This is a genomic window from Amycolatopsis sp. NPDC026612 (assembly GCF_040638285.1).
In the GTDB taxonomy this organism is placed as follows: Bacteria; Actinomycetota; Actinomycetes; order Mycobacteriales; family Pseudonocardiaceae; genus Amycolatopsis.
In genome coordinates, this window is record NZ_JBEZYB010000002.1 from 305974 (window position 1) to 317473 (window position 11500).

The 11500-nt window shown below is 72.3% G+C and carries 10 protein-coding genes; 6 read left to right on the forward strand and 4 right to left on the reverse strand.

All coding sequences use genetic code 11. From position 1 onward, the window contains the following. Nucleotides 1-18 precede the first annotated feature (18 nt). Together AB0F15_RS03795 and AB0F15_RS03800 are read left to right on the forward strand one after the other, a co-directional pair. Nucleotides 19-609, forward strand: a complete 591-nt coding sequence (locus tag AB0F15_RS03795) for a TetR/AcrR family transcriptional regulator (protein ID WP_360264648.1) — start codon at nt 19-21, stop codon at nt 607-609. Between the two features lie 46 nt (nt 610-655). After that, nucleotides 656-1162: a hypothetical protein gene (locus AB0F15_RS03800; protein ID WP_360264651.1), complete on the forward strand. Its 507-nt coding sequence runs from the start codon at nt 656-658 to the stop codon at nt 1160-1162. A gap of 70 nt (nt 1163-1232) precedes the next feature. Here the strand turns inward: AB0F15_RS03800 and AB0F15_RS03805 are convergent, their stop codons facing one another. Continuing rightward, nucleotides 1233-2351: a homoserine O-acetyltransferase gene (locus AB0F15_RS03805; protein WP_360264654.1), complete on the reverse strand. Its 1119-nt coding sequence runs from the start codon at nt 2349-2351 to the stop codon at nt 1233-1235. Further along, the gene (locus AB0F15_RS03810; RefSeq protein ID WP_360264658.1) at nt 2348-3652 is read right to left on the reverse strand and encodes a bifunctional o-acetylhomoserine/o-acetylserine sulfhydrylase; all 1305 of its coding nucleotides are present in this window, start codon (nt 3650-3652) and stop codon (nt 2348-2350) included. The genes AB0F15_RS03805 and AB0F15_RS03810 overlap by 4 nt, the downstream gene beginning before the upstream one ends. Before the next feature lie 163 nt (nt 3653-3815). Between AB0F15_RS03810 and rdmE the strand changes: the two genes are divergently transcribed. The 3 genes from rdmE to AB0F15_RS03825 all read left to right on the forward strand — a co-directional run bounded on the left by rdmE (nt 3816) and on the right by AB0F15_RS03825 (nt 8089). Next, nucleotides 3816-5408, forward strand: a complete 1593-nt coding sequence (rdmE, locus tag AB0F15_RS03815; RefSeq protein WP_360264660.1) for an aklavinone 12-hydroxylase RdmE — start codon at nt 3816-3818, stop codon at nt 5406-5408. A 42-nt stretch (nt 5409-5450) separates the two neighbouring features. Next, nucleotides 5451-7007: a helix-turn-helix domain-containing protein gene (locus AB0F15_RS03820; protein WP_360264663.1), complete on the forward strand. Its 1557-nt coding sequence runs from the start codon at nt 5451-5453 to the stop codon at nt 7005-7007. A 164-nt stretch (nt 7008-7171) separates the two neighbouring features. Beyond that, nucleotides 7172-8089 (forward strand): zinc metalloprotease, encoded by a 918-nt coding sequence (locus tag AB0F15_RS03825; RefSeq protein WP_360264666.1) that lies wholly within the window; start codon nt 7172-7174, stop codon nt 8087-8089. A 61-nt stretch (nt 8090-8150) separates the two neighbouring features. Here AB0F15_RS03825 and AB0F15_RS03830 read toward each other — a convergent pair whose 3' ends face one another. Beyond that, complete coding sequence (locus tag AB0F15_RS03830) at nt 8151-9086, reverse strand: zinc-binding dehydrogenase (protein WP_360264669.1); 936 nt, start codon at nt 9084-9086, stop codon at nt 8151-8153. A gap of 172 nt (nt 9087-9258) precedes the next feature. Between AB0F15_RS03830 and ald the strand changes: the two genes are divergently transcribed. After that, nucleotides 9259-10374, forward strand: a complete 1116-nt coding sequence (ald, locus tag AB0F15_RS03835) for an alanine dehydrogenase (protein WP_360264672.1) — start codon at nt 9259-9261, stop codon at nt 10372-10374. Between the two features lie 2 nt (nt 10375-10376). On the opposite strand, the gene AB0F15_RS03840 is transcribed toward ald, so the two are convergent. Continuing rightward, a complete protein-coding gene (locus AB0F15_RS03840; protein WP_360264675.1) occupies nt 10377-11492 on the reverse strand; it encodes an acyltransferase in 1116 nt (371 codons plus the stop codon). Between the last annotated feature and the right edge of the window lie 8 nt (nt 11493-11500).

Sequence of the window (11500 nt, forward strand, 5' to 3'; positions counted from 1 at the left end):
GCCCACTAATATGGCCGGATGCCGGCCAACCCGACCCCTCTCGTGAACGGCGAGAAGGCGAACAGGCGCGAACAGATCCTGTCCGCGGCCGCCGAGCTGTTCGCCCACCACGGCTTCCACGGCGTCGGCATCGACGACATCGGCGCCGCGGTCGGCATCTCCGGCCCGGCGCTCTACCGGCACTTCCGCAGCAAGGACGCGATCCTCGGCGAAATGCTGAACTCGATCAGCCGCTACCTGCTCGACGGCGGCACGGCGCGGGCGAGCCGGCCGGGTGACCCCGACGCCACGCTGAGCGGGCTCGTGCGGTTCCACGTGGACTTCGCGCTCGAGCACCCCGCCCTGATCACCGTCCAGGAACGCAACCTCGCCAACCTCACCGACACCGACCGCAAACAGGTGCGCGCGCTCCAGCGCCAGTACGTCGAGGTGTGGGTGCGCGTGATCCGCGAAGCGGTCCCGGAGCTGGGCGAACGGCAGGCGCGGTCGGCGGCACACGCCGTGTTCGGATTGATCAACTCGACCCCGTACAACCGCCATCTCGGTGACGGTGAGCTGGCCGAACTGCTCTGCCGGCTCGCGCTGGGTGCCCTCCGCGCGGCCGGATGACCATCCCGGATCAAGGTATCCCCACAAGGGCCGTCGCTGGTGTTTGATGGGGCACGTGGACCCCGATTGGAGCGAGCAGGAGCGCCGGCTCGTCGAGAAGGCTCAGCGCGCGTTGACCGCGCTGAGCCTCGGTGACGACGCCGAAGCACTGGGCGAGGTCGCCCCGTCGGCCGCCGAGCCGCAGGGCCGCGCGGACGAGACGAAGGCCCTGATGCTGCTGCTCTTCGGCGAGTGCAGCGCGATGGTCTCCACCCTCGGTGACGGGGGCAGCGCCCCGGTGAAGGTTCAGGTGTTCGACGAGGACGGCGAAGAGGTCTCGATCGACCAGGCCGACCCGCCGGTCCGGACCGCGGTCCGGACGCTGCTCGCGGAGGTGCACGGCAACACCGAAGCCGCGCAGGAGCAGGTCGAGATCGCCCTGGCCAACGCGGCACCGGACGAGGTCGACAGCCTCGTCCTGCAGGCCCTGCGCTGGACGATCCGGCTGTCGGCGGAGTGCCTCGACCGCGACCTGCCGGTGGCGCCCTGGATTTCCGAAGCCGTCTCGGACTAGAGCCTCAAGCGCCCCAATGTGGCCTTCGGTGCGCTCAACGCACCCAAGGCCACATTGGGGCGCTGGCGGCCTAACCCAGCAGGTGCTTCACCAGGGCGGCGATCTGGCCGGTTTCGATGAGGAACGAATCGTGGCCGTACGGCGACGACACGACCGACGGCTCCGGCGCACCGGGGATCCCGGCCACGATCTCCGCCGACTGGTACAGCGGGTAGAGCCGGTCGCTGTCGACGCCGCCGATCACCGCCCGCGCCGTCACCCGGCCCAGCGCCGCCGCCACGCCGCCGCGGCCGCGGCCGACGTCGTGGGTGTTCATCGACTCGGTCAGCACCAGGTAGCTGTTCGCGTCGAAGCGGCGCGCCAGCTTCTCCGCGTGATGGTCCAAATAGGACTCGACGGCGAACCGGCCGCCGCGCAGGGGATCTTCCCCGTCCTGCGGAAAGCGGCCGAACCGCTGGGCCAGCTCGGGTTCACTGCGGTAGGTGACGTGCGCGATCCGGCGGGCGATGCCGAGCCCGGCATCGGGCCCCGAAGGCGCCGAGTAGTAGTCACCGCCGTGGAAGGACGGGTCGCTGCGGATCGCGTGCAGCTGCGGCGACGCCCACGCGATCTGCTCGGCCGACGCTCGCGCGGTCGACGCCAGCACCAGCAGTGAAGCCACGCGTGCGGGCAGCGAAACCGCCCACTCCAGCGCACGCATCCCGCCCATCGAGCCGCCGACGACGGCCGCCCAGCGGTCGATGCCGAGCGCGTCCGCCAGTACCGCCTCCGAAGCGACCTGGTCCCGCACCGTCACCACCGGGAACCGGCTGCCCCACGGCCGCCCGTCCGGCGCGAGCGACGACGGCCCGGTCGAGCCCTGGCAGCCGCCCAGCACGTTCGGGACCACGACGAAGAACTCGTTCGTGTCCACGGCCTTCCCGGGTCCGATCAGCCCGTCCCACCAGCCCGCGCCGGGGTGCCCCGGCTCGGCCGGTCCGGCCGCGTGGCTGTCGCCGGTCAGCGCGTGCTCGACCAGGATCGCGTTGGACGCGTCCGGGTCGAGCGTCCCCCACGTCTCGTACGCGAGGGTGAAGCCGGGCAGCACGCCACCGGCCTCCAGCGCGAGCGCGCCGGGGCCGGTGACGAACTTCCGGCGGCCCGGCGGATCACCGATCCGCCAGGCGCCGGTGCCGGAAGCAGCCGTCACAGGTCGGCCTTGGCCGCCCGGAAGCCGGCCTCCAGGTCCGCCTTGAGGTCCTCGATGCCTTCCAGCCCGACGGCGAGCCGGACCAGCCCGGGCGTGACGCCGCTGGAGAGCTGCTCCTCGGGCGTCAGCTGGCTGTGGGTGGTCGACGCCGGGTGCACGATCAGGCTGCGGACGTCGCCGATGTTCACCAGCTGGCTGTGCAGCTCGGTGCCGTCGACGAACTTCCGGCCCGCCGCGACGCCGCCGCGCAGGTCGAAGGACAGCACCGCGCCCGCGCCGCGTGGAAGGTACTTCTGCGCGTTGGCGTAGTGCGGGCTCGACGGGAGGCCGGCGTAGTAGACCTTCTCGACCTCGTCGCGCTGCTCGAGCCACGCGGCCAGCGCCTGCGCGTTCGCCACGTGCCGCTCGAGGCGCAGCGACAGCGTCTCGATGCCCTGCAGGATCAGGAAGCTGTTCAACGGCGCGATCGCCGCGCCGGTGTCGCGCAGGATCTGCACGCGCGCCTTCGCCGCGTACGCGCCAGGGCCGAGCGCCTCCCAGTACTTGAGGCCGTGGTAGCTCGGGTCCGGCTCGTTGAAGCCCGGGAACTTCGCCGGGTCCTTGCCGAAGTCGAACGTGCCGCCGTCGACCAGCACCCCGGCCACCGTGGTCCCGTGGCCGCCGAGGTACTTCGTCGCGGAGTGCACGACGATGTCGGCGCCGTGCTCGATCGGGCGCACCAGGTACGGCGTCGGCACGGTGTTGTCGACGACGAGGGGGACGCCGGCCTCGTGCGCGACGTCGGCGACCCCCCGGATGTCGAGGACGTTGCTGCCCGGGTTGGCCAGCGTCTCGGCGAAGAACAGCTTGGTGTTCGGCCGGACGGCGGCGCGCCACTGCTCCAGGTCGTCCTGGTCGTCGATGAAGGTGACCTCGACGCCGAGCTTCGGCAGCGTGTAGTGGAAGAGGTTGTAGGTGCCGCCGTAGAGCGACGGGCTCGAGACGAAGTGGTCGCCCGCGCCGGCGAGGTTCAGGATCGCCGCCGTGGTCGCGGCCGAGCCGGACGCGAACGCCAGCGCCGCGACGCCGCCCTCCAGCGCCGCGAGCCGCTGCTCCAGCACGTCCTGGGTCGGGTTCATGATCCGCGTGTAGATGTTGCCGGGTTCGGCGAGGCTGAACAGGTCGGCGCCGTGCTGGCTGTCACGGAAGACGTACGACGTCGTCTGGTAGATCGGCGTCGCCCGCGCCCCCGTGGCCGGGTCCGGCGCGGCGCCCGCGTGGATCTGCTTGGTCTCGAAGGACCACGCCGAAGTCTCGGCCATCAGTTTTTCTCCTTGCGGCTCAAGGGATTCGTGAAGGGGCTGCCAGGACGAACCTACTTGCGCCGAACGGCCTACCCAACCCGTCCCACCTCCTGGGAGCCGACTCCCCTTGGCTATTTAGTCTCTCTGTGTCTAAGATACTTAACCAAAGAGATTCACGGACGTGGAGGTAGTCGTGGCGGAGCGGGTGCAGGTACTGGTCGTCGGGGCGGGGCTGGGCGGACTGTCGGCGTCGATGTTCCTGGCGCAGGCGGGGGTGGACGTGCTGGCCGTCGAGCGGCACGCGGGGACGTCGGTCCACTCGCGCGCCGCCGGGCAGAACTGGCGGACGATGGAGTTGTTCCACTGGGCGGGAATCGACCGTGAGGTGCTGGCGGCGAGCCCGCGGGCGTCGCAGGGGCTGCGGATCACCGTCGCGACCAGCCTGGCCGGCCGGGTGCTGCACCGGCTCGTCCAGGACGGCAGCGAGTTCGACGTCTCGGCCGCGACGACGCTGCCCGCGGGCATGGCCGGCCAGGACGTCGTGGAGCCGATCCTGCTGGCGCACGCGGAGAAAGCGGGCGCGCGGGTGGCGTTCCGAACCGAACTGACCGACCTGGCGCCGGACGACGACGGCGTCACGGCGACGCTGCGCCACCGCGACACCGGCGAGGAGACGGTGGTGCGCGCGGACTACGTCGTCGCCGCCGACGGCGGACGCAGCGGGATCCGGCAGCGGCTCGGCATCGGGACCACCGGGATGGACGCGCTGAGCCACTGCCTCGGCGTGGTGTTCGACGCCGATCTCGGCGACCGCGTCCAGGCCGGCGGGTCCGACCTGTTCTACCTGCAGCACCCGGACTTCACCGCCGGGTTCGTCAACACCGACCGGCCGAACCGGTACGTCTTCGCGCCGGACTACTTCCCGGACCGCGGCGAAAGCCCGGCCGACTTCACCCACGACCGGCTCGTCGCGATGATCCGCGCCGCCACCGACCTGCCGGAGCTGGAACCGGAGATCGTCTGGACCGGTTCGTGGGAGATCGCCGCGCGGCTCGCCGACCGGTTCCGCGCCGGGCGGGTCTTCCTGATCGGCGACGCGGCGAAGGTGACGCCGCCGACCGGCGGGATGGGCGGCAACACGGCGGTCGGCGACGCCGCGGACCTCGCGTGGAAGCTCGCCGCGGTGCTGCGCGGGGAAGCGGGTCCGGCGCTGCTCGACACCTACGAAGCCGAGCGGAAGCCGATCGCGCGGATGGTCATCGACACGTCGCTGCACAACATGAAGCAGCGCATGCACCCCGATCTCGACGTCTCCGGGCTGACGAAGGCCGAGGACCAGCTCGCGATCCTCCTCGGCTTCCGCTACCGCTCGACGGCGGTCCGCTCGGAGGAGCCGGACGACGGCGAGCGCGTCGAGGACGTCCACTCCCCGACCGGGCGGCCCGGCTTCCGGGCGCCGATCATGGCGTCCACAGTGGACTTGCTGGGCCACTCCTGGGTGCTGCTGTGCGCCGGCGACCGCACGCGGTGGCAGCCTGCCGCGGCGGACATCGCGGCCGAACTGGGCGTGCGCCTCGACTGCCACGCCATCGACGGCGACGCGTTCGCCTCCCGGTACGGCCTGTCGGCGGGTGGCGCTGCGCTGGTGCGTCCGGACGGCATCGTCGCGTGGCGCTCCCCGGAGCCGGCCGAAGACCCGGCGGGCGAGCTGGGGCGGGTCCTGACCGCGGTCCTGTCCCGTCCGCGCCGATCGCGGGCCGGCGCACCCCGGTGAGCCGCCCGGGCGGAGAAGCGGTCCCTCGGCGAGAATGATCCCGTGGTTTCGGTGCGCAGCGTGGTCGACCGGGTGGGGCCGACGCTGCTCCACGCGCTCCAGGTGCCCGAAGACTCCCCCGCGGTCGCCGACGTCGTCATCGCCGAACCCGGCGGTGCCCTCACCCTGTCCGCCGGTGACCTCGTGCTCGGCGTCGCCACGACCGGCCCCGAAGACGCCGCCGAGCTGGTGAAGCAGAGCGCCGGGCAGGGCGCCGCCGCCGTGCTGCTCAAGCCGCCGCTGGCCGCGAAACCGGCGGTGAAACGGGCCGCGAAAGCCAGCGGGATCGCGCTGATCCAGGTGCACGCGGCGACGTCGTGGGCGCAGCTCGTCTGGCTGCTGCGGACCGTCCTCGACGCCTTCGCCGACGAGTCGGACGACCTCGACCCCGGTTCCGGCGACCTGTTCCGGCTCGCCGACGCCGTCGCGAGCGTCGTCGACGCGCCGGTGACCATCGAGGACACCAACTCGCGCGTGCTCGCCTACTCCGCCCGCCAGGACCTGACCGACCCCGCACGCGTCGCCACGATCATGGGCCGCCGCATCCCCGACGACGTCCTCGCCCGGTTCCGGTCGCGCGGGGTGTTCCGCGAGCTGTCCCGTGGACGGCAGACGATCTTCGTCCCGGCCCAGCGCGACGGCACGCTGCCGCGGCTGATCGTGCCGATCCGGATGGGCGGCGAGCTGCTCGGGTCGATGTGGGCGGTGGTCGCCGGGCCGGTGTCCGACGAGCGCGCGGCCGCGTTCGCCGACGCCGCCCCGGTCGTCGCGCTGCACCTGCTGCGGCGGCGCGCGCACACCGACGCGCAGCGCCGCGCGTCGGCCGAGTTGCTGCGCGCGGTGCTCGAAGGCCGGGCGAACGCGCGCAAGGCGATGGCCGAGCTGGACCTGTCCGACGAGCCGCACCGCGTGGTCGTCATCGAGGTCACCGGCGGCGACGGGCGCGACGCCGAGGGCCTGCGGCTGGCCATGCTCGAACGGATCTCCCAGGGCATCGGCAGCCGTCCGGTGGCGACCGAGCTCGCCGGGCTGCTCTACGCCGTGGTGCCGGACCGGCCGGGCCCGGGCGGCTGGGCCGAGCTGCGGCAGGCGCTGGCGGCGCAACCGGCGTCCCGGCGCGGTGGAGCCCCGCGAGCGGCGGCGGGCTCACCCGGCGAGATCGGCGACCTCTCGATGTCGCGTGCCCAGGCCGACGAAGCACTCGGCCTGCTGCGCGCCGAAATCCTCGACGAGCGCGTGATCGCCTTCGACGAAGCCTGGACGGCGTTGACGCTGCACCGCGGCGCGACGGCGGCGGCCGCGGCGAAGGTCGCCGACCTCGGTCCGCTGAGCACCCTGCGCGCGCACGACGAAACGGGCAAGGCCGGCTACGTCGAGACGCTCTACGAGTGGCTGCGGCACCCCGGCGACCCGCGGGCGGCGGCGCGGGAGCTGCGGATCCACCCGAACACCCTGCGGTACCGGATGCGGAAGCTCCTCGAACTGGTGCCGCTGGACCTCGACGACCCCGACGTCCGGCTGGCGCTGCTCACCCAGCTGGTCGCCGTGCGCTGGAGCTGATTGGGCCATTCGGCCCAGCCTCGGGCTTATGCGTTACTCCGCATGGATCGCGCCGATCGTTCGGAATGTCTTTTCCAGCCGAAAGATGGTGGATTCCGAAGATCGTATGCCGCATTTTCTCTTCACCACCCGCGGTAGCCGGGTCGTTGCAAGAGGAGTTCTCCATGAGCAGTTCGGAGCGGTTCGCCCACGCCGTCAAGCTGGGTGCGGTGTCCGCACTCTCCCTGGTCGCCCTCGTCGCCCCGGGCACCACTGCCGGGAGCGCCGTCGCGGCGCCGAGCGGCGACTGCTTCACCCCCGCCCACGCCGCGGACCGCAGCAAGGACGGCCACGCCGACTCGGTGTCCCCGGCGGAGGCGGCCCGCATCGAAGCGGACATGCAGAGCAAGCTCGCCGGCAAGCGCACCGCGCGTGCGGCGGAAGCGGCGGCCGTGTCGATCCCGGTCTACTTCCACGTGATCACCAGCGGCTCGACCGGCAACCTCCCCGCGTCGACGATCAGCAAGCAGATCTCGGTCCTGAACAGCGCCTACGCGTCGAGCGGCTTCAGCTTCTCGCTCGTGAGCACCGACTACACCAACAACTCCACCTGGTACAACGGCATCACCGACGGCACCTCGGCCGAGCGTAACATGAAGAACTCGCTGCGCAAGGGCAGCAAGAACGCGCTGAACATCTACACCGCCAGCCTCGGCGACGACCTGCTCGGCTGGGCGACGTTCCCGTCGAACTACAGCTCGCAGCCGAAGCTGGACGGCGTCGTCATCCTCGACGAGTCGCTGCCCGGCCGGTCGGCGGCGAACTACAACGAGGGCGACACGGCCACCCACGAGGTCGGCCACTGGATGGGGCTGTACCACACGTTCCAGGGCGGCTGCTCCGGTTCGGGCGACTACGTGTCGGACACCCCGGCCGAATCGACGGCGACGTCCGGTTGCCCGGCGAACAAGGACACCTGCACCTCGACGGGCAAGGACCCGGTCCACAACTTCATGGACTACAGCTACGACAGCTGCATGTACGAGTTCACCGCGGGCCAGGCCTCGCGGATGCAGAGCTCCTGGACGGCGTACCGCGCCTGACGTCCGCTCCCGCGGCGAAACCCGGCAAGGCCACCTCGGCTCGAGGTGGCCTTGCCGCGTTTCAGGCGACCAGCAGCGTCTTCCCCACCGTGGCGCGCGATTCGATCGCCGCGTGGGCGTCGGCCGCCTTCGCCAGCGGGAAGCGCTGCCCGATCACCGGCACCAGGCGGCCCGCCGCCGCCTCCGCCAGCGCCGACTCCGTGAACGCCCGCAGCTCCTCCGGCCCCCCGATCGACCGCACCAGCGAAACTCCACGGGCCGCGGCGTCCTCTTCGGACACTTCCGCCCACGACCCGCCGGCCAGCCCGTACACCGCCATCCGGCCGCCCGGGCGCACCAGCCCGAACGCCGCCGTGCCGATCGCCCCGCCCACGCCGTCGAAGACGACGTCCACCTCGCCCACCGCCGACGGCCAATCCGGCTGCAGGTAGTCGACCACCAGGTCGGCCCCCGGCACGTGGGCCACCTTCGCCGGGCCGCCCACCGCACCGGCCACCGACGCGCCCGCCGCCTTCGCCAGCTGCACCAGCAGGCCGCCGACCCCGCCCGCCGCCGCCTCCACCAGGACCCGGTCGCCCGGACGCACCCCGGTGGCCCGCACCAGGCCGGTGGCCGTCCGGCCGTCCGCGAGCACCGCCACCGCCGCGTCGAGCGGGAGCTCGGACGGCACCGCGAACACCGCCGCCGCGTCGACCGCGACGCGCTCGGCGTAGCCGCCGGACCCGCCGGTCGACGTGACCACCCGCTGTCCCGCCAGGCCCGGGTCCACCCCCGCACCGACCGCGCTGATCACGCCGCCGACGCCGTTGCCCGGGATCACCGGCAGCGAAGCCCGGAACGGCCCGCGAGCGCCCGCCCGGATCTGCGTCTCCACGAACGTGACGTTCGCGAACACCACCTCCACCAGCACCTGCCCCGGTCCGGCGACCGGGTCGGGCGCTTCTCCCGGGACCAGGACTTCCGGCCCGCCGAACTCTCTCAACCACACCGCACGCATCCTCCGACGGTGCAACTTCAAGTGAAGTCGAAGTCAAGGACCCTGTCCGCTCGGCACTACGAATATGCTCGGAAACTGTTCGCTTAGCACGATGACACCGCCGTCCGGGTGGTTCACCGTGAGTGGCAACACCGCCCCGATCCCGGACGCGGACCGACCCAGGAGGCCGACCGTGCGTATCGCCGTTCCCCGTGAGATCAAGAAGCACGAATACCGGGTCGCGCTGACCCCGGCCGGGGTGCACGAGCTGGTCGGCCGCGGGCACGACGTCTTCGTCGAGACCGGCGCCGGCGTCGGCTCGTCCATCACCGACGACGAGTACGTCGCCGCCGGGGCGAAGGTCCTCGCCACCGCCGAGGAGACCTGGGCCGAGGGCGAGCTCGTCCTCAAGGTCAAGGAGCCGATCGCCGAGGAGTACCCCCGGCTGCGCGCCGACCAGGTGCTGTTCACCTACCTGCACATCGCCGCCGACCGCCCGCTAACCGACGCGCTGCTGGCCGCCGGCACCACCGCGATCGCCTACGAGACCGTGCAGACGGCCTCCGGCGCCCTCCCCCTGCTCGCCCCGATGTCCGAGGTCGCCGGCCGGCTGGCCCCGCAGGTCGGCGCGTTCTCCCTGATGAAGCCGAGCGGCGGGCGCGGTGTCCTGCCCGGCGGCATCCCCGGCGTGCACCCGGCGCGGGTCGTCGTCATCGGCGGCGGTGTCGCGGGCCTCAACGCCGCCCGCGTCGCGCTGGGCCTCGGCTCGGACGTCGAGATCCTGGACACCAACGTCGACCGCCTGCGCCAGATCGACCACGACTTCGGCGGCCGCATCCGCACGGTGACGTCGAACCGGCTGTCGGTCGAGGAGTCCGTGCTGCAGGCCGACCTGGTCATCGGCGCGGTGCTCGTCCCGGGCGCGAAGGCGCCGAAGCTGGTCTCGAACGAGCTCGTCTCCCGGATGAAGCCGGGCAGCGTGCTCGTCGACATCGCGATCGACCAGGGCGGCTGCTTCGCCGACTCGCGCCCCACCACGCACGACGACCCGACCTACACCGTGCACGAGTCGCTCTTCTACTGCGTCGCGAACATGCCGGGCGCGGTGCCCCGGACGTCGACCTACGGCCTCACGAACGTCACGCTGCCCTACGCGGTCCAGCTCGCCGAGCACGGCTGGAAGGCCGCGCTGCAGGCCGACGCCGCACTGGCGAAGGGCCTCAACACGCACGCGGGCGCCCTGACGAACGGCCCGGTCGCGGTGGCCCACGACCTGCCGCACACGCCGCTGGACACCGTCCTCGCCTGACCTCATTTCCCCCGAGCGGGTTCCTGTCGCACCGCGGCAGGAGCCCGCTCCCCCTTTTCGAGGAAACGCCGCCCGAAGGCGATCGAGGGCAGCTCGACCCACCGCCGCAGCGCGCACGCGAAGAGCAGCGCGACGGCGGCCGTCGCGACGGCCTTGCCGAGCCCCGTCGGGAACACCAGGCCCGTCACGCCCGCGGCGCCGGTCTGGGCGAGGTAGAGCGCGTACGACCGGTCACCGAGGTACGTCAGCGGGCGGCTCGAGAGCAGCCGCCGGACCGGGCCCGCCGACACCACCGCGACGAGCAGCAGCGCCGAGCCCGCCGCGTAGACCGGGACGACGAACTGCCAGTGCCCGCCGAGCTGCTGCCCGAGCGGTTTGACCGACAGCTGCAGCACGCCGAACCCGAGCGCCACCAGGACCGCCGCGGCCGGGCTGGTCAGCGGCCGGAACACGGCGAACCCGCGCGGGTGGTGCAGCGCCAGCGCGAGCAGGCAGCCGACGACCAGCGAGCAGTAGTGCACGCTGAGACTCGCCCACTGCTGCGAAGGCGCGAGCGGCAACGCTCCGAACAGGACACCGGCCACCACGCTCCCGGCGATCACCAGGCGCAGCGCGGTCTTCCCGGTCTTCGCGAACGACGTCAGCACGAGCAGCGCGGGCCAGACGAGGTAGAACTTCTCCTCCACCCCCAGCGACCAGGAGGTCGGGTACGGCGTGTTGTAGTCGACGAGTTCGTTGCCGAAGACCAGGTAGAACGGCATCGCGTCGGCGAGCCTGCTGCTCTGGTACGTCCCCGCGAGCGTGACGGCCAGCGAAGTCAGGCCGAGCAGCAGGAAGTACACCGGCATGATCCGGAAGGCGCGCCGGACGGAGAAGCCGCGCAGCGAAACCCGGCCGGTGCGGTCCTCTTCGCGCAGCGCCAGCGTCGTGATGAGGAAGCCGGAGAGCACGAAGAACAGCTGGACGGCGATCCAGCCCTGCAGCGGGTCGGCGGCCGGCCCGCCGTAGTGGAAGAACACGACGGCCAGCGCGGCGAGCGCGCGCAGGCCGGTCAGGCCGGGGAACCACGAGGAGGCGCGGTATTCGGCGTGGTCGAGCGGCCGCCAGGAGATCTGCATGCCCGCAG

Bases quoted from the DNA above. Each gene is read 5' to 3' on its own strand.
- AB0F15_RS03795 (WP_360264648.1), top strand. From the start codon at position 19: ATGCCGGCCAACCCGACCCCTCTCGTGAACGGCGAGAAGGCGAACAGG.
- AB0F15_RS03800 (WP_360264651.1), top strand. From the start codon at position 656: ATGGGGCACGTGGACCCCGATTGGAGCGAGCAGGAGCGCCGGCTCGTC.
- AB0F15_RS03810 (WP_360264658.1), bottom strand. From the start codon at position 3,652: ATGGCCGAGACTTCGGCGTGGTCCTTCGAGACCAAGCAGATCCACGCG.
- AB0F15_RS03825 (WP_360264666.1), top strand. From the start codon at position 7,172: ATGAGCAGTTCGGAGCGGTTCGCCCACGCCGTCAAGCTGGGTGCGGTG.
- AB0F15_RS03830 (WP_360264669.1), bottom strand. From the start codon at position 9,086: ATGCGTGCGGTGTGGTTGAGAGAGTTCGGCGGGCCGGAAGTCCTGGTC.
- AB0F15_RS03840 (WP_360264675.1), bottom strand. From the start codon at position 11,492: ATGCAGATCTCCTGGCGGCCGCTCGACCACGCCGAATACCGCGCCTCC.